The organism is Streptomyces sp. R41, from assembly GCF_041053055.1.
Classification (GTDB): Bacteria; Actinomycetota; Actinomycetes; order Streptomycetales; family Streptomycetaceae; genus Streptomyces.
In genome coordinates, this window is sequence record NZ_CP163443.1 from 9716911 (window position 1) to 9740502 (window position 23592).

17 protein-coding genes and 2 pseudogenes are annotated in these 23592 nt (G+C 70.5%); 8 read left to right on the forward strand and 11 right to left on the reverse strand.

All coding sequences use genetic code 11. The features are described from left to right. Positions 1-62: 62 nt before the first annotated feature. Entirely contained in the window at positions 63-698 is a 636-nt protein-coding gene (locus tag AB5J53_RS44090) for a TetR/AcrR family transcriptional regulator (protein WP_369251198.1), read from the reverse strand. A 137-nt stretch (positions 699-835) separates the two neighbouring features. Between AB5J53_RS44090 and AB5J53_RS44095 the strand changes: the two genes are divergently transcribed. The 7 genes and pseudogenes from AB5J53_RS44095 (at position 836) to AB5J53_RS44125 (ending at position 8462) form a co-directional block, all read left to right on the forward strand. Continuing rightward, positions 836-1981, forward strand: a complete 1146-nt coding sequence (locus tag AB5J53_RS44095) for a VOC family protein (RefSeq protein WP_369251199.1) — start codon at positions 836-838, stop codon at positions 1979-1981. Continuing rightward, complete coding sequence (locus AB5J53_RS44100; protein ID WP_369251200.1) at positions 1978-2916, forward strand: fumarylacetoacetate hydrolase family protein; 939 nt, start codon at positions 1978-1980, stop codon at positions 2914-2916. The genes AB5J53_RS44095 and AB5J53_RS44100 overlap by 4 nt, the downstream gene beginning before the upstream one ends. Next, positions 2913-4529: a bifunctional 3-(3-hydroxy-phenyl)propionate/3-hydroxycinnamic acid hydroxylase gene (locus tag AB5J53_RS44105; protein ID WP_369251201.1), complete on the forward strand. Its 1617-nt coding sequence runs from the start codon at positions 2913-2915 to the stop codon at positions 4527-4529. The genes AB5J53_RS44100 and AB5J53_RS44105 overlap by 4 nt, the downstream gene beginning before the upstream one ends. A 16-nt stretch (positions 4530-4545) precedes the next feature. Continuing rightward, positions 4546-6564, forward strand: coding sequence for an acetoacetate--CoA ligase (locus tag AB5J53_RS44110; RefSeq protein WP_369251202.1), 2019 nt, complete (start codon positions 4546-4548; stop codon positions 6562-6564). Between the two features lie 148 nt (positions 6565-6712). Next, complete coding sequence (locus AB5J53_RS44115) at positions 6713-7330, forward strand: malonic semialdehyde reductase (RefSeq protein WP_369251203.1); 618 nt, start codon at positions 6713-6715, stop codon at positions 7328-7330. Between the two features lie 78 nt (positions 7331-7408). Then, a pseudogene (locus AB5J53_RS44120) lies at positions 7409-7590 on the forward strand (AAA family ATPase); the annotation flags it as partial. A gap of 5 nt (positions 7591-7595) precedes the next feature. Next, a complete protein-coding gene (locus AB5J53_RS44125) occupies positions 7596-8462 on the forward strand; it encodes an aldo/keto reductase (RefSeq protein ID WP_369251204.1) in 867 nt (288 codons plus the stop codon). 67 nt (positions 8463-8529) lie between these two features. Here AB5J53_RS44125 and AB5J53_RS44130 read toward each other — a convergent pair. Both AB5J53_RS44130 and AB5J53_RS44135 read right to left on the reverse strand, forming a co-directional pair. Beyond that, positions 8530-9139, reverse strand: a pseudogene (locus tag AB5J53_RS44130) (HoxN/HupN/NixA family nickel/cobalt transporter); the annotation flags it as partial. Between the two features lie 181 nt (positions 9140-9320). Next, entirely contained in the window at positions 9321-9821 is a 501-nt protein-coding gene (locus AB5J53_RS44135) for a hypothetical protein (RefSeq protein ID WP_369251205.1), read from the reverse strand. 569 nt (positions 9822-10390) lie between these two features. On the opposite strand from AB5J53_RS44135, the gene AB5J53_RS44140 reads away from it, so the two are divergent. Beyond that, a complete protein-coding gene (locus tag AB5J53_RS44140) occupies positions 10391-11002 on the forward strand; it encodes a histidine kinase (RefSeq protein WP_369251206.1) in 612 nt (203 codons plus the stop codon). 357 nt (positions 11003-11359) lie between these two features. On the opposite strand, the gene AB5J53_RS44145 is transcribed toward AB5J53_RS44140, so the two are convergent. From AB5J53_RS44145 to AB5J53_RS44180, 8 genes are all read right to left on the reverse strand, one after another. After that, positions 11360-13585 (reverse strand): glycoside hydrolase family 6 protein, encoded by a 2226-nt coding sequence (locus AB5J53_RS44145; protein ID WP_369251207.1) that lies wholly within the window; start codon positions 13583-13585, stop codon positions 11360-11362. Between the two features lie 99 nt (positions 13586-13684). Beyond that, positions 13685-15886: a glycoside hydrolase family 3 N-terminal domain-containing protein gene (locus tag AB5J53_RS44150; protein WP_369251208.1), complete on the reverse strand. Its 2202-nt coding sequence runs from the start codon at positions 15884-15886 to the stop codon at positions 13685-13687. A 110-nt stretch (positions 15887-15996) separates the two neighbouring features. Next, the gene (locus AB5J53_RS44155) at positions 15997-17124 is read right to left on the reverse strand and encodes a cellulose binding domain-containing protein (protein ID WP_369251209.1); all 1128 of its coding nucleotides are present in this window, start codon (positions 17122-17124) and stop codon (positions 15997-15999) included. 241 nt (positions 17125-17365) lie between these two features. Next, a complete protein-coding gene (locus AB5J53_RS44160; protein WP_369251210.1) occupies positions 17366-18388 on the reverse strand; it encodes a LacI family DNA-binding transcriptional regulator in 1023 nt (340 codons plus the stop codon). A 393-nt stretch (positions 18389-18781) separates the two neighbouring features. Then, positions 18782-20221: a gluconate:H+ symporter gene (locus tag AB5J53_RS44165; RefSeq protein WP_369251211.1), complete on the reverse strand. Its 1440-nt coding sequence runs from the start codon at positions 20219-20221 to the stop codon at positions 18782-18784. After that, positions 20218-21144, reverse strand: coding sequence for an NAD(P)-dependent oxidoreductase (locus tag AB5J53_RS44170; RefSeq protein WP_369251212.1), 927 nt, complete (start codon positions 21142-21144; stop codon positions 20218-20220). The genes AB5J53_RS44165 and AB5J53_RS44170 overlap by 4 nt, the downstream gene beginning before the upstream one ends. A 97-nt stretch (positions 21145-21241) precedes the next feature. Next, positions 21242-22099 carry a ketose-bisphosphate aldolase gene (locus tag AB5J53_RS44175; RefSeq protein WP_369251213.1) on the reverse strand — a complete coding sequence of 286 codons (858 nt, stop codon included), beginning with the start codon at positions 22097-22099 and terminating at the stop codon, positions 21242-21244. Continuing rightward, entirely contained in the window at positions 22099-23556 is a 1458-nt protein-coding gene (locus AB5J53_RS44180; protein ID WP_369251214.1) for a four-carbon acid sugar kinase family protein, read from the reverse strand. The genes AB5J53_RS44175 and AB5J53_RS44180 overlap by 1 nt, the downstream gene beginning before the upstream one ends. Between the last annotated feature and the right edge of the window lie 36 nt (positions 23557-23592).

Below are 23592 nucleotides of genomic sequence, written 5' to 3' on the forward strand. Positions count from 1 at the left end.
CACCGGCGGAGGCGCCCACGGCTTTCCGGTGTCCACGGGGCCTGGCGCAGCCGGTGCTCGGGTCAGTCGAGGTCGGGCAGTGGCCGCCGGGTCACCTGATGGGCGTCGTCCGGTGGGACGCCGAGCATGCGCAGGACCATCTCGGCCAGGTCGGAGGCGGCCTCGTCCCCGTCGAGGTCGGGGCGGGCCAGCCGCAGGGCCACGAGGGACAGCAGGGTCCCGCCGAGGGCGGACAGGGCGGTGGTCGGGTTGGTGCAGGTGAAGCGGCCCGAGGCGATGCCGATCTCCAGGTCGCGCAGGGCTCGAGGGGCGAGGCCCCGGTCGGTGTGGATCTGGGCCAGCCCGCGGTCCCGCAGGATCCGCATGAGTTCAGGGTGGGAGTTGGCCATGCGGGCGGTGAGCCGGAAGCCCGCGGCGACGAGCTCGGCCGGGTCGTCGATTCCTTGTACGCGCTCGTCTATGACCTGCCCGAACTCGTCCAGGGCGTCTGTCACCGCGGCGTCGAACAGCTCCGTCTTGGACTCGAAGTGGTTGTAGAAGGAGCCGAAACCGACGTCCGCGCGCTCGGCGATGGCCTGGATGCTGGCGCTGGTGTCCCCGGTCTCCGCGAGGATCTGCCGGGCCGCACGGACGAGCGCCTGGCGGGTCTCGGCACGGCGCCTCTCGAAGCGGTTCTTGGGCGGGGCTGACGTCGGCATACGGCGAGTGTAACAACCGCTGCGATGAGTCCTCCATTACTGATGAGATTATCAATTATTTGGGTCCACCCTATTGACGATGGGTAACGGCAAAGTTGATGATTTCCTCATTACAGCAGTGTTGCTTGGAGGACACCATGTCCCACACCCCCGTTAACAGGGCCGCTCCCCAGACGCCCCACCAAGACCTCCACAGTGAACAGGGGGCCCTGCGCGGCGAGCACCCCGGACGTTCCCGGAATCCCGTGATCAAGGCGGCGGACCTGGCCTGGCTCGAGTTCGAGAAGCCGGACCTGGACCGGGCCGAGGTCTTCGCGCGTGACTTCGGGTTCGCGGTCGCCGCCCGCACCGAGGGGGAGCTGTGGCTGCGCGGCACCTTCGCGGGCTCACCTTGCATGGTCATCCGGCGGGGGCGTGCGTCCCGGTTCATCGGGCCGGCGTTCCGCGCGGCCGAGCGAGCCGACCTGGACCGGCTGGCCAGCGCCACCGGCAGTACCGTCCGGGACATCGGCGTACCGGGCGGCGGGCAGTCGGTCGCCCTGCTCGATCCCTCGGGCCTGCCGGTCCGGGTCGTGTACTGCGCCGAGCAGCTGCCCGCCCTGCCCGAGCAGGAGCCGCTGATCCTCAACTTCGGTACCGATCACCGTCGTACGAACGCCACCCAGCGTCCGTCCCGTGAGCCGTCCCGAATCCAGCGGCTGGGCCATGTGGTGCTGGAGACACGCGTGTTCGCCCGCACCCTGGACTGGTACCTGGACACCCTCGGGATGATCGTGTCCGACTTCCTGTTCCTGGACGGGCAGCGAGGGCGCGGGCCGACGATGGCGTTCATCCGGTGCGACCAGGGGAGCGTGGCCGTCGATCACCACACGCTGGCCCTGCACCTGGGGCCCGGTACCGGCTACGTCCACTCGGCCTACCAGGTCACCGACCTCGACACGATCGCCGCCGGTGGGGAGTACCTGGCCGAGCGCGGCTACAAGCGCAGCTGGGGCATCGGCCGGCACATCCAGGGCAGTCAGCTGTTCGACTACTGGCGCGACCCCGACCACTTCATGCTGGAGCACTTCGCCGACGGCGACCTGTTCTCCTGCGACCTGGAGCCCGGCTGGGCGCCGATGTCGGCGAGCGGCCTGGCCCAGTGGGGCCCGCCCGTCACCCGCGACTTCCTGGGCACCAGCCCGTCCCCCGCCAAGCTGCGAGAGGTCATGACGGCCCTGCGTGGCGACAACGAACTCGACCCCGCACGCCTGCTGGGCCTGATGAAAGCGATGAGCTCATGAGCACCAATGTTCTGCGCACCACCGAGGGCTGGTGGGTCATCCGGGACGAGCGCGCCGTCCGCGTCGAGACCAAGGCGGTCACCACCGCCGAGCTGCTCGCCGACCGGGGCGCGGTCCGCGAGGCCGCCGCCTCCGCCGAGAGCGGCACGCCCGTCGCCGACCTGGTGGCCCTGCCTCCGGTCACCACCCCGTGCCGGGTGGTCGCCCAGATGGTCAACTACCGCAGCCACGCCAATGATTCGGGCTTCACCGGCGACATCCCGCCCACCTTCTTCCGTAAGGCGTCCGGCTCGGTCAGCGGCCCCCATGACACGATCATCCGCCCCGCGCACGTGAAGTTCCTCGACTACGAGGTGGAACTCGGCCTGGTCATGGGCGCGACCCTGCCCGTGGGCGCCGTCGTCGAGGAGCAGGACCTGCCGCGCTACGTCGCCGGCCTCGTCCTGACCAACGACGTCAGCGCCCGCGACGTCCAGCTGACCAAGACCCAGTTCTACGAGAGCAAGTCCTATCCGACCTTCACCCCGACGGGTCCGTACCTGACCCTGCTGGAGCCCGAGGACTTCGCCCATCTGCTGAACCTGCGGCTGCGGCTGTCGGTCAACGGCGTGTCGCGCCAGGACCGCACGCTGGCCGACATGATCGTGCGGCCCGCACAGGCGCTCACCCTGCTCGCCCGCTTCCAGACCCTCGACCCGGGCGACCTGCTGCTGACCGGCACTCCCGGCGGTACAGCCCTGAAGGCCCCGCCCAAGGCGGCCGAGAAGATCGGTGCGCTGCTGCCGCCCGCACTGAAGTGGAAGGCGTTCTTCAAGGGCCAGGCCAAGAACCCCAAGTACCTGCACAGCGGTGACCTCATCACCGCCACGATCGCCACCCCGGACGGACGCATCGACCTCGGTGAGCAGCGGACCCCCGTTACGGACGCAGTATGAAGGCCGCATCCCGGAGACCGGTGGTGATCATCGGTGCGGGACCCGTCGGGGTCACCGCCGCCCTCCTGCTCGCCCGGCACGGAGTGCCCAGCTTGCTCCTCGAACGCCACCGGGACATCTACCCCCTGCCGCGCGCCGTCGTCGTGGACGACGAGATCCGCCGGCTCCTGCAGAGCGTCGGTGTGCACGAGGAGTTCGCCGCCCTCGCCCGTCCGGCGCCCGGGCTGCGGCTGCTTGACGCCCGGCGCCGCGTGATCACCGAATTCCCGCGGTCTTTGCAGGGACTCCACGGCTTCCCGCAGCTGAGCATGTTCAACCAGCCCGAGCTGGAACGCCTGCTGCGTGACGCCTTGGCGCGCCGCCCGGAGTGCGAGCTGTGGAGCGGGGTGGAGGTCGTGTCCGTCACCCAGTCCGACACGCAGAACACCGACGCACCCGACGATCCGACGGGTCCGGTCCGGGTCACCTTCCGGCGCGACGGCAGCGACGAGGAGGAGCACCTGTGGGCCGATGCCGTCCTCGGCTGCGACGGTGCGGGCAGTCTCACCCGGGACGCCATCGGCACCGACTTCGAGGACCTGCACTTCCAGGAGAGCTGGCGGGTCATCGACGTGCGCACCAGCCGCCCGGTGCGTACCTGGGAAGGCGCCGAGCAGATCTGCTGCCCCACCCGGCCGGCCACCTTCATGCGCATCAGCGAGGACCGCTACCGCTGGGAGTTCCGGCTGGCCGACGACGAGAACCTGGACGGCCCGGACGGATGGGAGCGCCTGCGCGAGCTGGTCGCCCCCTGGGTGGACCTGCCGGCCTCGCAGGGCGACGACTTCGAGGTGATACGGCAGGCGCAGTACACCTTCCAGGCCCGTCTCGCCGACCGGTGGCGCAGGGGGCGCGTCTTCCTGCTGGGCGACGCCGCCCACCTCACCCCGCCCTTCGTCGGGCAGGGTCTGTGCTCCGGCCTGCGCGACGCCAACAACCTCACCTGGAAACTCGCCCGCGTCCTCCAACAGGGCGCACCCGAGGGGCTGCTGGACACCTACGAACGCGAGCGCAAGCCGCACGTCCGCCATGTGATCCGCGTCGCGGTCGCCGTCGGCTGGGCCATGACCGGTGGACAGGACCGCGGTGCGGCCTTCCGCCGGGCCGTGGTGGGCGCGGTCTGTCGCATCCCCGGCGTGACCGCGGCGGTGAGCCGCGACCTCAGCCCCGCCCTGAGCGCCGGTCCACTCGTACGGCGCCGTCCCAGGCTGACCGGCCGCGTGCTGGCCGGCACCTTCTGCCCGCAGCCCTGGGTACGGCATGACGGCAGGCGAGTGCGCCTCGATGACGTCCTCGGGGACTCCTTCGCCGTCCTGACCGCTGTGCCGCCCACGGCGCAGATGACGGCCGTGGCCACGGCACTGGGCGCCCAGACGATCCACGTCGACGACCTGGGCGACGACGGCACCCTGGCCGGCTGGCTGGCACGCGGCCGTGCCGACGCCGTCCTGCTGCGCCCCGACCGCGTCGTGACGGACACCGTCCCGGCCGGCACCGGCGACTTCACGGACACCGTCGCCTGGGCCCCCCTGCTGCACACGGCCCGCCGTATCGCCGACGCCCGGCCCGCCTGACGAGGAGCACCACACCATGACCGCCCCGCACCCCGCGCCGTATGCGGACCCCTTCTTCACCCCCGACCCGAAGTCGGCCGCCCACAGCCGCATCGCGGACTTCGCCCGATGGGCGGCCCGGCACCGGGGCGCCGAAGGGATCCAGGACCCCACGGACTACCGTGCCTTGCACCAGTGGTCCGTCACCGACCTCGAAGGGTTCTGGGCCGCGGTGTGGGAGTACTTCGACATCGAAGCGACAACTCCGTACGAGGGGGTGCTGGCCGAGGAGTCCATGCCCGGCGCCCGCTGGTTCCCCGGCGCCACCCTCAACTACGCCCATCACGCGCTGCGCAATCTGCAGCCGGACGCTCCCGCGATCACGGCCCTGGACGAGACCGGAGCCGGCTACGAGATCACGGGGCGGGAGCTGCGCGCCCGGGTCGCCTCCGTCGCTGCCAGCCTGCGCGACCTGGGCGTCGGACAGGGCGACCGGGTGGTGGGCTATCTGCCCAACACCCCCCACGCCATCGTCGCCTTCCTTGCCACCGCAAGCCTGGGCGCGGTGTGGTCGGTGTGCGGCCAGGACTACGCGCCCAAGGCCGCCGCCGACCGTTTTGCCCAGCTCGAGCCCACAGTGCTCATCACCGCGGACGGCTACCTGTTCAACGGCACCACCCACGACCGCCGCGCCGCCTCGCTCGAACTCGCCGCCGCCCTGCCGACGGTGAAGGCCACCGTGCTCGTGGACCACGTGGGCCTTGCCTGGCCCGAGGGCGGGGACTCGGGGCTGATGGTGCCCTGGGAGGACGCGGCCACCCGCGTCGAGTACCTCACCATCGCCCCGGTGCCGTTCGACCACCCTCTGTGGGTCGTCTTCTCCTCCGGCACCACCGGCCTGCCCAAGGGCATCGTCCACGGGCACGGCGGGGTCCTGCTCGAACACCTCAAGATGCTCGGCCTGCACACCGATCTGGGCACCGGGGACCGCCTGCTGTGGTACACCACCACCCACTGGATGATGTGGAACCTGGTCGTCTCCACCCTGCTGACCGGTGCCACCACCTGCACCTACGACGGCAGCCCGGCACCGCAGGCGCGTCCGGACGTCCTGTGGGAGCTGGCGGCCCGTCACAGGGTCACCGTCTTCGGCACCAGTCCTCAGTACCTGCTGGCCATGGCCAAGCTGGGCATCGAACCCTCCGTGCACGACCTGTCGGCCATCCGCGTCGTCGGCTGCACCGGCTCCGCTCTGCCCGCATCCGCCTACCCCTGGGTACGCGACCATGTGGGCGCCGGCGTCCAGCTGGCCTCCACCAGCGGCGGCACGGACATCGTCTCCGGCTTCGCCGGCAGCGCCTCCACGACCCCCGTCTGGGCGGGGGAGCTGTCCGCCCCCAGCCTGGGCGTGGCGCTGGCCGCCTACGACGCGACGGGCACCCCTGTCCTCGATCAGGTCGGCGAACTGGTCGTCACCCGCCCCATGCCGTCCATGCCGCTGTACTTCTGGAACGACCCCGACGGCAGCCGCTACCGCGACGCCTACTTCGGCGCCTACCCCGGTGTGTGGCGGCACGGCGACTGGATCACGCTCACCTCGCACGGCTCGGTGATCGTCCACGGCCGCTCCGACGCCACCCTCAACCGCAACGGCGTGCGCCTGGGCAGTGCCGACATCCACGACGTCGTCGAACATCTCCCCGAGATCACCGAGGCCCTCGTCATCGGCGCGGAGGAATCCGACGGCGGCTACTGGATGCCGCTCTTCGTGGTCCTCGCCGACGGGGTCGGCCTGGACGATTCCCTGCGCGACAGGATCCGCGACGCGATCCGCGCCGGCGCCTCACCCCGCCACGTCCCCGACGAGATCCTCGCCGTACCGGCGCTCCCGCACACCAAGACCGGCAAGAAGCTCGAGGTTCCCGTCAAGCGCCTGCTCCAGGGTGCCCCCGCCGAGCAGGTCCTGAACCCCGCGGCGGTCGACAACCCCGAACTGATCGCCTACTTCGCCCGGTTGGGCGCGGAACGGAACAAGCGGTCAACACACCAAACATGACGTCGGTCAGGGGACCACAGGCCTACCTGACAGCACTGGGTCCTTGCGCCCCGCCCGGCTCCGCAAACCCCGTCCCCACGGGGTGGTGCCGGGGCGGTCAACCCGCCCCGGCACCACACACAACCGAAGTAAGAGAGAAATGATGAGCATGACCGACCGCGAACCGCAGGCCCTCGATGTCCTCGACGACGCCGGACGAAAGGTGCTGTTCACCGAGGCCCGCACCGCGAACACCTTCGCCGAGGTGGCCGTTGCCGACGACGAACTCGCCATGATCTGGGAACTCGCCCGCTGGTCGCCGAGCGCCGCCAACGGCCAGCCTCTGCGGGTGCTCTTCGTGCGCACCCGCGAGGGCAAGGAGCGACTCGTCCGGCATCTCGACGAGGGCAACAGGGCCAAGACGCTCAGTGCGCCGGCCGTGGCGATCCTGGCGTACGACGTCGACTTCCACGAGCAGATGCCGACCGTCTTCCCGGCTCGCGGCGAGATGCTGCGAGCGGCGTTCGCCGACCAGACGGAGAAGCGCGAGAGCCTCGCGGCCTACAACTCGGCACTGCAGACCGGGGTCTTCCTGCTCGCGGTGCGCGCGGCGGGGCTGGCGGCCGGTCCCATGGCGGGCTTCGACAGGGCCGGCGTGGACGAGGAGTTCTTCGCCGGTACCAGCTGGCGTTCGCATCTGGTGGTCAACATCGGTCACCCCGGCGCCGACCCGTGGTTCCCGCGGCTGCCCCGCGTGCCCGTCGAGGACGCCGTCGCCTATGCCTGAGGCACTACCGCCGTCTGGTAGGTGAGAGGCGCCATGCCGTGGGCGCCGGTGCTCTTCGGAGTGCCGGCGCCCCTTTTCATCGGTGACTCGGGCACCGGTAAGTCCCAGCTGCTGATCGCCCCTTGTACCGTAGCCGCGATGGCTGGCTACCGGGTCACGTCCTGGCCACCAAGCTCGTCGGGGCCGCCGACGAGAAGCAGCTGACCAAGACGATCGCCCGCTACGGCCGAGTCGACCTTCTCTGCATCGACGAGCTGGGAAACCGATGACTTCAAGCACAACGAACACTCCGGGCACGGCGAGCACCTTCTCCATCGGAGGCGAACACCGGGTAACTCGGCTTGGGTTCGGTGCCATGCGCCTGGCCGCCGAGCCCGGCCCTGAGCGGGAAGCCGCCATCGCGGTAGCCCGGCGCGCCGTCGAGCTGGGCGTCACCTTGATCGACACCGCCCACATGTACGGATGGGGTGCCAACGAGGAACTCCTGGCCGAGGCCCTGTGTCCATACCCGGACGACTTGCTGATCACCACCAAGGTTGGGGTCACCCAGTCCGGGCCGGAAGGGTGGGCGTACGACGCACGGCCGGAGAGCCTGCGAGAGCAGGTCGAGCAGGGCCTGTACCGGCTCCGGACCGAGCGCGTCGGCCTCCTGCAACTGCACCGGATCGACCCGAAGGTTCCGGTCGCTGAACAGGTTGGCGCGCTCCGCGAACTCCAACTGGAGGGGAAAATCGGGCACATCGGGCTGTCCGAGGTCACCACTGTGCAGCTCGCCGAGGCTCGGCAGACCGCCGAGATCGCGAGCGTACAGAACCGCTACAACCTCTTCGACCGAGACCACGAGTCGGTTCTGGAGGCATGCGAGGCCACTGGCATCGCCTTTCTTCCCTGGCGCCCCGTCGCCGCAGCAGCCAACTCAGGCCAAGCCTCCGCGCTCGCCACCGTCGCCACCGAACTCGGCGCCACCGCCCACCAGGTCCTGCTCGCCTGGCTGCTCGCCCGTTCCCCGGTCGTCCTGCCGATCCCAGGAACCGCCTCGCTCGCCCATCTGGAGGAAAATCTCGCTGCGGCAGACCTCCGGCTCACCGACTCCCAGCGGCAGCGCCTCAACCGTACGGCCGTGCCCGCGTAGCGGACCGACCGACGTCGGCCGGTGTCAGAAACCGTAACTCACCGACAAAGCCACGCATCCCCCGCGGTCAGTCGGCCTGCTGCTCGGCGGGGCGCAGCCCGGCGGTCCACTTCTCCTCGATGCGGCCGAGCTTCCACACGGCTAGGGCAGCCGCCCACGTGGCGAAGAAAAGGCCGACGATGACGAAGCCGATGGTGTTCAGGCCCAGGCCGCTGATCCAGTCCCAGAACGCGCCGTGCAGGCCGGCCTTGTCGGCGAGCAGGCCGAGCAGCTCGGCGGTGCCGATGATCAGCGCGACGGCGACGGCGACGGACAGGCCGGTGATGGTGAGGTTGAAGTAGACCTTCCGTACCGGCTTGGAAAAGGCCCAGCCGTAGGCGAAGTTCATGAAAGAACCGTCGATGGTGTCCAGCAGGCTCACGCCGGCCGCGAAAAGGACCGGCAGGCAGAGGATGGCGTACCAGGGCAGGCCGGAGGCGGCTCCGGAGCCGGCCAGCACCAGCAGAGCGACCTCGGTGGCGGTGTCGAAGCCATGGCCGAACGGCAGGCCGAGCGGATACATCTGCCACGGCTTGGTGATCGACTTCATCACGCCTCCCAGCAGGCGGTTGATGAGGCCGCGGTTGTTGAGCTGCTGCTCCAGCGGCCTCGTCGAAGTGGCCGGACCGCATCTGCCGGTGTTCCGTGCGTTGTATGAAACAGGTGCAGGCAGGAGGGTGCCCTTGAGCCCCTCCTGCCTGCACCTGTCGGGTGCGGTCAGGAGTCGCTGATCTCGAGATCAGCGGCCATCTCCCTACCGCCGGCGGTTGTCATGGCGACGTGCACGGTCTGAGCCCACCCGTGCCGATGGCGCCTGACTCACCGGTTGTCGCGGCCTCGGTCGTTGTCGGACCGGTCCGAGTCGCGGTCATACCGGTTCGAGTCGTGGTCATACCGCTTGGAGTCGTGGTTGTACCGGTCCCAGTCGCGGTCGTACCGGTTCGAGTCGCGGTCGTTCCGGTCCCAGTCGCGGTCGTTCCGGTCCCAGTCGTAGCGGTGGTTCCTGTCGTGCTTCCAGCTGCAGTCCTCGTCATCCCAGTAGTAGAAGTGACCGCGGCGGTCGTACCGGTCCGAGTCGGTGAAGTGGTCGCTGTGCTGGCGGGCGCGGTCTCCGTCCCGGCGGTAGTCCTCGGAGTTGTGCCGGTAGGCGACAGTGCGGTCCCCGCGGTGGTCGTCGGCCTTGACGCTGACGGCCGGGCGCTGCACGTGCGCAGACTCGGGAACCGCGGCCGATGCGGTGCCCCCGGCGCCGAGAACGGCGCCACCCGCGACCGCGGCGGAGGCGGCAGCGAGAGAAATGCGCTTCGTGAGCTTCCTCATGGTTATCTCCTTCGTATTGGCGTCGTCCGCAAACCCAGCGATTGCTGTGCAGGTGATGCGGTGCGCCCCATCTATGTCGAAGCCGTATCGGCGAGTTCACCCCTCGTGAGGGCACAGCCGGCGACCATCAGTCGAAATGGAGGCCGCCGGTCCGGCGGCTCTCCGCTGCTTTCCATACGCTGTATGGAAGTACAGTGATATCAGAGAATGTCCGAAAATGTCGAATGCAAGGGTCCGCGGCGCTGAGGTGCAGCTCACTGGATCTGGTCGCGGCCTGGGTGTGCCGGCCTGCTGAACGGCCAGGACGTGGCTTGCGGCGGACCGAGACTCTGCTGGCCAATTCTGGGGGGCTGGGGTGAGCGGGCCGTGGGTCCGGGGGGATCGTCTGCGCGGCCGTTGACCAGGTGCCGAACTGCTTCCTTGCCTCTGCGGAGGAGCGAGGCCCGCCGGCGACGTCACTCGACGCCTATGAGACGTCTTGACTCACAGAGCATGTTCGATACATAATGTCTCACAGGCGGGGGGATCTCCTGCCGAGTACAGGACCTATGAGTGGTTGAGGAGTGGCCATGGACAGGACCGAGAACGTCGTCGTCTTCCGCTTCACCGAACAGGCCTCCGCCTACCAGGCGCTCAGTGAGCTGAAGCAGCTCGGCGGCCCGACCGTGGAGGTCACGGGCGCGATGCTCGTCGAGCGCCGACTGGACGGGACAGTGCGGATTCCCGAGGGTGCCGACGCCAGGGCGGGAGAGGGCACCTTGGTCGGAGGGCTGGTCGGTGCGGTAGTGGGCCTGCTGGGTGGACCGGTTGGCGTGGTGCTGGGCTGGGGCACCGGAGCCCTGGTGGGCGGCGGCGCCGACTGGCGGCGGGCGACGGAGAGCTCCGGCCTGGTGGCCCTGGTGGCCGACGAGGTCAGCGCGGGCAGCACGGTGCTGGTCGCCGAGGTGGCCGAGCGCGACACGGCGGCGATCAACCTGCTCGCCATGCGATTCGGTGCGGTGCTTGAGCGCAGGCCGTCCGAGCGGGTGCGAGCCGAGGTCAAGGCGGTCCGCGAGGCGGAGGAGGCGGCGGAACGCGAGGCCGCCAAGGCGCGCCGGGAGCAGAAGAAGGCCGAGCTGGAAGCCACGATGGAGGCCCGCGGGAAGGCGCTCAAGAAGCGGCTCCAACGCCCCGCCGCCTGACTCGCTCACACGTCATCACAGGCAGGGCCCAGGTCGCGGAACTGGGCCCTGTTGCTGTTTGCTGTCGGCGTCCGTTGGCTCCGCACGGCCCTGAAACGCGCTGATGGACGATGGCCGACCTGCGGTCGGCTGAGGCGCTGGTCGATCCAGTGCAACTGCTCGATTTCACCTCGCCGGGCGGGATGCCCTCAGTCCCTGCAGCCTCGGCATGCTGATGCACCGCGTGATGGGCCGGGGCGGCTGTCGGCGGGGACGGCGTTGTGGACTAAGGGTCGGGTCCTCGCCCGCTCGGGGCGTGTGCCGACCGGGCGGGCGAGGACGTTCGGGCTGCGCCGGCAGGTGCCCGGCGCGGGTGGGTCAGGCGGGCGGGGCTCCCCAGGCGGGCGTGGTACTGAGGTACGCGGGGATCGCTGCGGCGTCGGTGTACGTAGTGGAGGTGCCGCGGCTGTAGTCGCCGACCTCGTCGAAGTTCGACCAGTCGGACTTGCTCATCCGCAGTTGCAGGTCGCCGGTGTTCTGGCCCATGGCCAGGGTGCCGCCTGTGAAGCCGACTTCGAGGTAGGCGTCGGCTCCCGGCACGGGCGTGGTGAGGGGTACGACCTTCAGGCTGACGTTGGAGCAGCCGACGGCCGCGTAGTCGCACCAGGCGTTTACGGTGGGCGAGCCGCCGTCCCGGGTGAAGTAGTAGCGGGCCGTGACCTTGGACAGGTCGAGGGAGCCACTGCCGGTGTTGACGATCTGAAGGCCTGGCCGGATGGCGTTGTCGGTGGCCGAGGAGTCGTTGTTCTTGTAGAGGACCTTGAGGCCGCCCGAGGGGTCCGGCGTGCCGCCGGACGTGTCGGTGGTGACGCTCAGCGCGGCGGAAGGCGCCGAGGCGTTCCCGGCGGCGTCACGGGCGCGGACGGTGTAGCTGTACGCGGTGCCCGCGCTGAGCCCCGTGTCCGTGAACGCGGTGCCGGCCACCGGCGCGGCCGTGACCTTCGTGCCGTCGCGGTAGACGTCGTACCCGCTCACGCCCGTGTCGTCGGTGGACGCCGTCCAGGACAGGGAGACGCCGGACGCGGTCTTCGCGGTGGCCTTCAGACCGGTCGGCGCGGTCGGCGCGGTGGTGTCATCGCCCGGGGTGCCGCCACCGTCCGTGGGCACGGCCGGGTAGGCGTTCCTCACCAGCATCGCGAACTGCTCGGGGAACCAGTGGCCCGCCAGGGGGGCGTTCGGCAGCGCACCCGTCTTGTTGCCTCCCGCGTTGGGCGCCGTGTACGTCGGGTCGCACATGGGGTCCATGCGCTTGCCCTCGTCGTTGGGAATGTCGGAGCTGGCGCCGTCCGACTCGCCCGGCGGCTTGATCCACAGGAACGCGTCGAGGTGGGAGTCGGGGTAGCCGGAGGGAGCGGCCTGCGGTGGCAGCCCGAGTCCGGCGCCGCTGACGTTGCACCAGAGGCCCCGGTGTGCCCGTCGGTCGGCGCGGGATTCGTTGACGTAGGTGTCGAGGGTGGTGCTGGTGCTATCCGCGGTGGGACGTCCGGTGCCGCCCCACCCGTTGCGGGAGGTGTCGATCACCATGCCCGTCGACGTGGGCCAGCCGGCCGCGACGAGCGCCCGGTGGACGTTCCCGGTGAAGTCCGACTCGTCGAAGTTGGGGTTCCACTCGTAGAACTTGCCGGACTTGGCCATGTTCCCGCCGACGATCTTGTCCGGATCGGTCAGGAACGGCTCTTCGAGCGGCGTGTAGTTGGCGACGTTGCTGATCAGCCCGTCGACGCTGGAGAATCCGGCCGCGGTGCCCTTGGCGACGTCGGTGTAGAGCTGCACGGTCTGGGACAGGTTGTTGTCCCAGCCGAGCCAGCCGGAGTGCGCGAAGTCCAGGTACGTGTAGACGTTGGGGACGGCGTGCAGGTTCTCCAGGGCGTACTGGATGCCCTTGACGTAGATGCCACTGCTCTTGGCCTGGGCGCACTCCGGGTCGGCGCTGTTGGTCACGAGGTTGGGCAGGCCGTCCGGCTCGATGACCGTCGTGATGCGGATGTCCTGGTACTTCGGGTTCTTGAGGACGTTCGCGATGGCGTCGACGTACTCGCTCTTGTAGCGGTCCAACCCCGCTTGAGTCAGCGGGAGTTCGCCGTTGGAGGCGAGCGCCGCGCAGTCCCGGCCGGGCAGGTCGTAGACCACGAACGTCGCGGTGATCGGCTGCCCGGGCTTTTTCTGGGCCAGGGCCAGATCGAGGTGGTCGGCGAGGCTCTTGCGTCCGGCGTTGGCGGCACCGCCCCTGATGGCGGCGATGCGGTCGAGCCACACCGCGGTGGGATAGGTCCCCACCTTCTGCATCCTGGCCTTGAGCGAAGCGTCCGAGGTCTGCGCCGCCGAGGTGCCGACGAGGTCGGTGTAGTCGGGGTTGACGTAGAAGCTCGCTCCGGCGAACGGGTTGTCGGCGTGGGCTTCGGCGGCTGCTGCCGGGTGCCCGGCGAGCTGCCCTGCCAGGCTCAGTGCCAGGGTGGCGAGCGTCGCGGCCAGTGCGGTCGTCCGGCGCCGTCGACGGCCCGGTCTCGGCCCGTGTGCCGGTGCTCGGCCGGTTCGGTGTGTCATGTGCCCTCCTCGTGGGTGATCTGCGGGTGATCTGCGGGTGGTACGAGGTGGTGTGGGGTGGAGCAGGGTGTAGTCCGTGGGCACGGGGCCGACGTGCGGTCAGCTGCCCGTGCAGTGCAGGGCGGGTGTGCCCGCGGTGCCGTTCGCGGTGAAGCCGAAAGAGGTGGTGACGCCGGGGAGCAGGGAGCCGTTGAAGGCGGCGTTGCGGACGGTGGCCCGGTCCTGGGCGGTGGTCAGTGAGCCGTTCCACAGGCTCGTGAGGGTGGAACCGACCGGGTCCCAGTCGACCGACCAGCCCGTCAGCGCAGCGGAGCCGGTGTTCTCGACCGTGACCTCCGCCTGGTAGCCGCCCTGCCAGGAGGAAACGGTGCGGAACCGCGCGGTGCACGCGCCCTGCGTCGGGGTCGGAGTGGGCATCGGCGCCGGGTCCGTGGCGTCGTACGTCAGCCCGTACCCGTACGGGAAGAGCGCAGCCTTGCCGTCGCCGTCGTTGATCGGCTCCTGCGAGGCGCTCTTCATCCAGGTCACCGGCAGCTTGCCGGTGGGGGCGTAGTCGCCGAACAGTACGTCGGAGACGCCGGCGCCCTCGGTGCCGGGCAGCCAGGAGGCGAGCAGTGCCTTCCAGTCGGGCAACTGGGCGGAGATGTCGAGCGGCCGGCCGGAGACCAGGACCACGACGACCGGCACCCCGCTCGCCTTCAGCCGGGCGAGGGTCTGCAGATCCTCCTGGTCCAGCCCCATGCTGTTCGGCCGGTCGCCCTTGCCTTCGGCGTACGGTGTCTCGCCGACGACGGCGACAGCGGCGCCGTAGCTCGCGTCGACGCCGTTGCCGTAGCGGTCGTAGGTGACCCGGGACGGGTCGGTGACGGCGGCGCGGATGCCCTGGAGGATGGTGGTGCCGTCGGTGACGGGACCGCTGCGGCCCTGCCAGCCCACGGTCCAGCCGCCGCTCTGGTTGCCGATGTCGTCGGCGGACTTGCCGGCGACGAAGAGCTTCGCGGACTTGGGCAGCGGCAGGATCCTGCCGTCGTTCTTCAACAGCACCTGGGACTCGCGCGCCGCCTGCCGGGCCAGGTTCCGGTGCGCGGCCGACCCGACCGTGGCAGTGTACGACCGGTCGGTGAACGATCGCTCGAACAGCCCGAGTTGGAACTTTTTCGTCAGGACGCGGCGGTTGGCGTCGTCGATCCGGGACTGCGGGATCCGGCCCGCACTGACCTCGCCGCGCAGCAGAGTCAGGAAGTTCTTGTAGTCGTGCGGCACCATCACCATGTCGACGCCCGCATTCACGGCCGTGCTGATCTCGGCGCCGGTGAAGCCGTTCTGCCCGTCGAGCTGGTCGACGGCGGCCCAGTCGGATACGACGAACCCGGTGAAGCCCAGTTCCCCCTTGAGGACATCGGTCACCAGGTACTTGTTCGCATGGGACTTGATGCCGTTCCAGCTGCTGTACGACAGCATCACCGCCCCCACGCCGCGGCGCACCGCCTCCTTGAACGGCGGCAGATGGATCGCCCGCAGCTCGGTCTCGGACAGCTCGGTGTTGCCCTGGTCCACGCCGTCGGTGGTGCCGCCGTCGCCGAGGTAGTGCTTGGCGGTGGCGAGCACGGAGGCGGGGCCGGCTCCCAGGGTCTCGCCCTGCAGGCCGGTGACGAACGTCGTCATGGCGGAGGGCAGTTCGGGTGTCTCACCGTACGACTCGTAGGTACGGCCCCACCGGTCGTTGCGGGCCACGCACAGGCAGGGGGCGAAGTCCCAGTCGATGCCGGTGCCGGACACCTCCTCGGCGACCGCGCGCCCGATGCGCTGGACGAGCGCGGGGTCACGGGTGGCGCCGATGCCGATGTTGTGCGGGAAGAGGGTGGCGCCGCGCACCGCGTTGTGGCCGTGCACGGCGTCGATCCCGTAGATCATCGGGATGCCGAGCGGGGTGGTCAGCGCGGTGCGCTGGAGGCTGTCGTACATGTCGGCCCAGGTCTGGGCGTTGTTGGGGCTGACCGCGGAGTCGCCCCCGGACAGCACGGACCCGATGCGGTACGTGGCGAGGTCGGACTGCGGGACGAGGGCGTCCTTCTCGATCTGCGTCATCTGGCCGAGCTTGTCGTCCAGCGTCATACGCGACAGCAGGTCGTCGACGCGGTCGGCCACCGGTAAGGACGCGTCCAGGTAGGGGAGGCCGGCGGCGGACGAGGTGGCGGCGGGCTCCGGGACGGCGGCGGCCGGCCCGATGAGGGGCAGAGCGGTGGCGCACAGGGCCAGGGCGGCCGTCGCCGGGCCGCGGCGGGCGGTCAGGAGGCGCATGCGGGTGGGCCTTTCCGGGAGGGGCCGGGAGCGGGCGGCGCCGAGCGAGGGCCGGGGCCCGCCCGCTCGACGGCGGGGAAGGCGGGCGGGCGCCGGAGTGAGCGGATGCGTCAGACGGTGGTGCAGGCGGCGCCGTTCAGGCTGAAGCCGGCGGGCGCGGCGAAGGTGCCGGAGTAGCTGCCCTGGAAGCCGAAGGACACCTGGCCGCCGGGCGCGATCTGCGCGTTGTACGCGAGGCTGCTTACCGTGACCGCTCCCGATGACGGGGAGACGCCGGCGTTCCAGCTGCTGGTGATCTGCTGTCCGGCGGGCAGGGTGAACGCTAGCTTCCAGCCGTTGACGGGGGAGGAACCGGTGTTGGTGACGGTGACATCGGCGGTGAAGCCGCCCTGCCAGACGTTCGTCGCGTAGGCCACCTTGCAGGCCGTGGGGCTGCCGGGGTCACCGGGGTTGCCGCCGCCGGTGTTGACCGTGGAGGAGAACGAGGTCACGGCGAGGCCGGCGCCGTCCTGCCAGGGCTCGAAGCCCGCCTGAACGCTGGTCAGGTACCAGCTGTTCTGCGCCAGCCCGCGGGAGACGGCCTGCCGGGCGAAGTCCATGACGTCGAAGTTCCAGCTGGTGATCGCCGACGGTGCGACGAAGGACAGCACGTCGTTGGAGCCGTTGTTGCCGGACCACACCTGCCACTGGCGCCCGGCCACGGTGGCCGTGCCGACCGGCGAGCCCACGGGCTGAACGGATCCGACCTTGTTGAACCAGACCATGATCTCGGTCCGGTTGACGCCGTCGGTGCGGGGCGTGGGGTCCAGCCAGATGTCGTACGCGGCGTCGTACATCGCGTTGCTGACATAGCTGTAGGAGATGCCGGTCGGCGCACTGGAGATGGTACTGAGCTGGGCCGGAAGGCTCGATCCGGGCGAGCAGTTGGTGTAGTGGCAGCCGTTGTAGACGGACGGGTAGGAGTTCGGGGCGCCGTTCGTGGGTACCGAGCCGTCGGCCTGGGTGATCCTGAATCCCGAGTCGGTGGCGGTGATGCACTGGGCCTCGCTGGTGCCCCAGCGGTTGTTCTGGACGACGTAGCGGCCCTGGATCGTCGTCGACCCGAACGGTTCGCAGATGGCGGTGTCGGCCTGCGCCACCGGGCCGGTGGTCAGCAACGCGGCCAGCGAGACGAGCGAGGTGAGCAGGACGCCTAACAGGCCACGCACGCTACGGGCATGGGGCGGTGACTGTCGCATGCGGATCCTCTCCGAAGGGGTGGGGAGTAGGTGCGGGAGCGCTCCCACAACACGAAGATGGGAGCGCTCCCATTCCCTCGGTTTCGGCAGGGACACTAGGGGGGCTTCATGTTCCTGACAAGACTGTCGGCGTGAACCTGCCGAAGCGTTTTCGAAGCTGCAGGTCACAGAAGTGCGTGATGCGCCAGCACCGGACCCCGCTTGGGAGCGCTCCCAAAAGTGCTGTGTTCGCCGACGGCGGTCAGGCCGACTCGCGCACCACCAGCTCCGTACGGAGGATGACGTGGCGCCAGGCCATGGCAGGCTCCTCCACCTCCTCGAGGAGCAGCCGGACCATGGCCCGCCCGATCTCCTCGATCGGCTGACGAACCGTGGTCAGTCGCGGCTCGGTCTGCTGAGCCAGCGGAAAGTCGTCGAAACCGATCACGGCGACGTCCTCGGGCACCCGCCGTCCCGCCGCGCGCAGCGCCTGAAGAGCCCCCGCCGCCGTGGTGTCCGACGCGGCGATGACGCCGTCGATCTCCGGATGCCGTTCGATGAGCTCGGCCATGGCGCGGCGCCCGCTCTCTTCCGTGAAGTCGCTCTCGGCGACCCAGGACGGCTCGCCCCTGAGACCCGCCATCGCCAGGGCCTCCTGATAGCCGCGCAGTCGGCACTGGGCGACGTGCATATCGAGTGGTCCGGTGATGGTGGCGATCGCTCTGCGGCCCCGTTTCAGCAGGTGGGAGACGGCGCTGCGGGCACCGCCGACGTTGTCCGCGTCGACGTAGCTGACGTACTCGTCGCCCGAGCGGCGTCCCAGCAGTACGGTCGGCAACCCGGCCTCGACGAGCATGTCCGGCAGTTGATCGCCGGCGTGTACGGACACAAGCAGGGCTCCGTCGACCCGGCCGCCACGCGCGTACTCGAGGAAGCGCTGCCGCTCGGCGTCCGAGCGGACCAAGGTCAGCAGCAGTTGCATCCCGGTGTCTGCCAGCGCGTCCCCGAGCGAGCGGACGATCTCGGAGAAGAACGGCTCCGCGAACTGCCTCCAGTCCGGCTCCGTCAGGACGAGGGCGACGGCGTCGGCCCGCTGCCCGGCCAGGGACCGGGCGGCGAGATTGGGCACGTAACCCAGTTCCTCGATGGCTTGCCGCACAGCCCGGCGCGTCGACTCCTTCACACCGGCCGCGTTGTTGATGACGCGGGAGACCGTGCCCCGTCCCACCCCCGCGTGGGCGGCCACCTCCTCCAGCGTCGGCGCGCCAGGGCGTCGCCTGCCCATGACCACCTCCCCACGAGATCACCGATCTTACGGCCCGAAGGAACCGAGCACCCAGCTTCTGCAGCGGCGTGACCGCACGGCTGAGGAGCCTGGCGCCGGGCCGTACCGCGACCGGCACTTCGCGTGCGCCGCCGCCGTCACCGGCCATGCGCTCCTCGAAGCGCATAGGACATGGTCAGCCGGTCGCCGGCCTGGGCAGCCAGGGTCGAGGGAGCGTTTGAAGGCGGGCAAAGAGGTCTCCGTGTCGTCGCGGACGACCTGGTGGAAAGCACCGATCCAGAACAGCGCCTCGCACTCGCCCCGCACATCACCACGCAACGCGCAGGGTGCCCGCCCCGGCCGCCGAAGGCCGGGGCGGGCACCCCCACGTTCACCGATCCGCGCGGTGGAAGCTCACACCAGTGGCCACAGCGCTGCGGTGAGGGCGAAGCCCATGAGGCCCATGGCGGTCGTCTGGACAGTCCACGTCCGCAGGCCGGTGGCGACGTCGAGGCCGGCGAGCCTGGTGAACATCCAGTACCCGGCGTCATTGACGTGCGAGAGCGCGAGGGCGCCCGCACCCATCGCCAGCGCCACCAGCGACAGGTGACTCGCCGACAGGTCGGCTCGGTCCAGCAGTGGCGTGAGGATGCCCGCGGTGGTGATGAGCGCGACGGTCGCCGAACCCTGGGCGGCGCGCAGCGCAAGGGACGTCAGGAACGCCAGCAGCAGGACGGGCAGTCCGGTGCGCTCCAGGACGTCGGCGATCGCGTTGCCGATGCCGCTGGCGACCAGCACCTTTCCGAAGACACCGCCCGCCCCCGCCACCAGGATCACCGCCGCGACGGGCGGCAACGCCGAACCCATCACCTCGGCGATGCGTACCCGGTCCCAGCCACGCCGGGCCCCGAGGAAGTAGGCGCACAGGCCGAGGTCGATCAGCAGCGCCACCATCGGGGCCCCGACCACGGTGAGCACGGACCGCAGGACCGAGTCCGCTGCGAGGGTGTTCTGGCCGATGGTGCCGAGGAGGATCAGCACGATCGGCAGGACGATCAGCGTCAGCACCATGCCGAAGGACGGCGGGCGCACGTCGGTACCCGACACAGTCGGCTTGGTCAGGACCGCGGTGCCGTGGCCCTCCGGCGCCACGCTCCCGGTCGTCTCCGCCGGGGCGGGCGTGTCCTCGGCGGTGCCCGTGGCGCCGTACACCTCGGCGTACACCGCCGGGTCCATCGGGTACTCGCGGCGCGTGAGGCGGCGGGAGAGCAGGTAGCCGAGCAGGGCCACCACCGCCGTGATCGGAATGCCCATCAGCAGGACCAGCCCCTGACTGGCGCCGATCGCCTCGATGGCCGCGACCGGGCCGGGGTGCGGCGGGAGGAAGGCGTGCACGGTGAGCATCGCGGCGCCCATCGGCAGCGCGTAGACCAGTAGCGGCTTGCGGGCGGCGCGGGCGACGCCTTGCGCGATCGGCATCAGGATGATCAGGCCGACCTCGAAGAACACCGGGATGCCCAGGAGGAACCCGGCGACAGTCAGCGCGAGCGCGGTACGTCGGGTGCCGAACTTCTCGATGAGCGCGTGCGCGAACGCGTGGGCGCCGCCGGAGAGTTCGATGATCCGGCCGACCATCGCGCCGAGGGCGATGATGGTGGCGATGTGCCCGAGCGTGGAGCCCATGCCGTCCTCGATGGTCTTCACCAGGTCGGCGGCGTGCACGCCCGCGGCGAGCGCGACGCCGATGCTGACGACCATGAGGGCCACGAAGGGCTGTACCTTGCCCTTCAGGATGAGCAGGAGCAGGGCCGCGACTCCGGCTACCGCGATGATCAGAAGGCTGCTGTTGCTCATCGTCCCGCCCCCTCCGCACCGTCCCGCGCCTTCGGGGAGAGCACGGTGACGACAGAGGAGTCGTCGTGGGCGCCGAGCCCCGCGCCTTCCCCGAGCAGGTACAGCTGGCAGGCGGCGGCAGCCAGCGGCACCGGCACATGGGCGTCCTTCGCGATACCGGTCACGATGCCCATGTCCTTGACGAAGATGTCGAGCCGCGACTTGACCTCGGGCTCGGGGCCGTCCTCGTACGCCTGGACCATGCGCGGCCCGCGGTCGGCGAACATGAAGGAGCCCGCGGCGCCGTGCTTGAGGCTCTCCACCACCGCGGCCGGGTCGAGCCCGAGCCCGCGGGCGAGCGCGATCGCCTCGGCCGCCGCGGCGATGTGCACGCCCGCCAGCAGCTGGTTGACCGCCTTGAGGGCCTGCCCGTCGCCGGGTCGCGGTCCGACGACGGTGAGCGTCGAGGCGAGCAGGTCGAGCACGGGCCGCGCCGCCTTCAGCGCGACATCCTCGGCGCCGACGACGATCAGCAGGTCGCCCTCGCCGGCCCGCACCGGGCCGCCACTGACCGGCGCGTCCACGGTCAGCACACCGCGCTCGGCGAGCCGTCGGGCGGTGGCGCGCGCCGCCTCGGGACCGACGGTGCTGGTCAGCACCACCACCGAGTCCGGGCGGAGCGTTTCCACCGCGCCGTGTTCGCCGAACAGAGCGCCCTCGACCTGGGCCTGGTCCCGGACGGCGAGGACGACGACGTCGGCCTCGCGGGCCGCCTCGGCCGGGGACGCCGCGTCGCGGGCCCCTTCCGCGGCGAGTGCAGCCCTGCGGTCGGCCGCGATGTCGTAGACGGTGACGGGAAGTCCGCCGGCCAGTCGCCGGGCCATGGGCATACCCATGGCGCCGAGGCCTATCACGGCTGCGTGGGGACGGGGGTGGGGAGACATCTTTGTCCTCCAGGGGAGAAGGGAGAGGGGAGGTGCGTCGCGGCTGGGGAAGGGCCGCGACGGATGAGTGGGGGGCCGCGGGGGACGGCGAGTGGTGTCAGCCCAGGCCGTCAGGGGGCGTCAGGCGCGTGATGACCTCCAGCGCCGCGGCGGTCACCGCATCGCGGCCCGCCGCCCACACGGAGACCACGTCGGAGCCGGGCAGGGCGCCCGGGAGGGTCGTGCGGACGGCTTCCAGGAAGGCGCGCCGCAGTTCGGCGTTGACGTTGACTTTGGCGACACCACGGGCGAGGGCGCCGTGGAGCTGTTCGACGGGCAGGCCACTGGCGCCGTGCAGGACCAGCGGCACCGGTACGGCCTCGTGGATCGCGGCCAGGCGCTCCAGGTCGAGGCGTACCGGATCCTTGGTGAAGCCGTGGACGTTGCCGACCGCGACGGCAAGTGCGTCCACGCCCGTCGTGGCCACGAACTCGGCCGCCTGTGCGGGGTCGGTCATCGCCGCGGCCCGGGCGACGGCGTTCGTGGAGACGTCCTCGTTGCCCGCGAGGGCCCCGAGTTCGGCCTCCACCCAGGCGCCGTGGTCGCGGGCACGGCGTACCGCCTCGCGGGTCAGGGCGATGTTCTCCGCGAAGGGAAGGTGTGAGCCGTCGACCATGACGGAGGTGTAGCCGGCCCGGAGGCAGGCCGTGATTTCCTCCATGTCCCGGCTGTGGTCGAGATGTACGCCCAGGTGGGCGGCGGAGTCTTCGGCGGCGTCCAGCGCCAGCCGCATCAGCGCCTGTCGCCCGGCGTGTTTGAAGGGACTCGAGCCGGCCTGGATCAGCACGGGCCGTCCGGCGGCCTCGGCGGCCGCCGTGATGCCCTGGACCGTTTCCAGGTTGTACGCGACGAATCCGGGCAGCGCCCGCCCCTGGGTCACGGCCCGCTTGAGGGCGTCGGTTCCGTGCAGCAGCATCATGCGCTCCTGAGCAGGTCGAGGGTGTCGGCGAGGGCGTCGTCAGCGCCGACGTTCCCGGCGAAGACGATGTAGGGGATACCGGCGGCGGGGCCGTCCACCGGCTCCCACAGCGAGACGATGCCGGGCAGGAGCGTGCCCCGTGCCCAGGCGCGGCGGATCCGCAGACCATGGGTGGCGGTGTCGCTGGAGGTGATACCGCCCTTGGCGATGACGAATGCGGGTCGGCGGACGTCGTTGACCCGGCGTACGGCCTCTACGAGCGCCGCCGAGACCTGGCGCGAGATCGCCAGGCTGTCGTCCTTGTCGGCACCCGTCACCAGCGTGCGCGAGGTACGGATCACCGCGTCGGAGGACTCGAGTGCAGAGGCGGCGGCCGCTGCGACCTCGGTGATGTGTGCGTCGCGCCGCTCCTCGTCGAGCAGGAGGGCGACATCCAGCTCGAACTCGCTGATTCCGCCGCGTTCCCGCAGCCGGTCCAACTGCCGTGTGGTTAGCGACACATGGGAACCGACGGCGATGAGTCCGTGCGGGGCGTCCCCGCGCAGTCGGTGCAGTTCCGCCGGCGTCAGGGGCGGCCGACCGGACTGGCCTGCGCGGGCCCGCACGAAGGACGGCCCCACCCGGTACAGCAGCCGCGAGCCCTTCTCCTCCGCCTCGGCGAGAGCCAGGGCCAGCACGCGCAGGTCGTCGTCGCAGACCGCGTCGACCACGGCGGTACGCCCGTCGCGCAGCGAGGCGAGCATCCGCGCCGTGTGCGGCGGGCCACCGCCCCGCAGGTCGTCGAGCGTGATGCGCAGCACCTCGTCCGCGGGCACACGACCGTCCGTCTTCTCCTCGACCCACTCGGGCAGTGAGGAGCTGCGGTAGCCGAAAGTGGCGTCGCGGGCGAACTCGCTCTCGCCGACCGGCAGTAGCCCGTCCGTGGTGCGCATCCAGTGGCGCGAGTCGACGGTCAGCCGGCCCGCCTCGATGTAGGCGGGTACCAGTACGACCCCGTCCGGGGCGCCGATGCCCAGCTCGGTGAGCTCCTCCGCGAGGACGTCGGTCTCCAGCGGGAAGTGGCCGCGCAGGGTCGAGTCGCCGCGACTGGCCAGCACGTAGCCCGCGCCTTCGGCCTCCGACGCTTCCTGAAGGGCGCGCACCACCTCGCGGTTGCGGGCGGCGGCGTCCTCCGGCGACAGACTGCGGGTGTTGGTGAGCACGAAGAAGGCGGAGCTGTCCTGGCGCAGCGCCCAGCGCAGGTCGTCCACCGTCCAGGAGGTCAGCACCGGGACGTCGGCGACGGTCTGGGTGCCGGTCGGATCGTCGTCGAGGACGACCAGAGGGGGCCCTGAGGAGATACGGGCGGCCACCTCGTCGGCGGTCACCTCGCGGATCGGGGGCAGTCCGTCCAGCACTTCGTGTTCGGGCACCGGCGTGCCGGGCCGAGTGGGGGCGGAGCGGGAAAGGGGCATGACGCATTCCTGTGCTGAGCGGGGAGATGGGGGAAG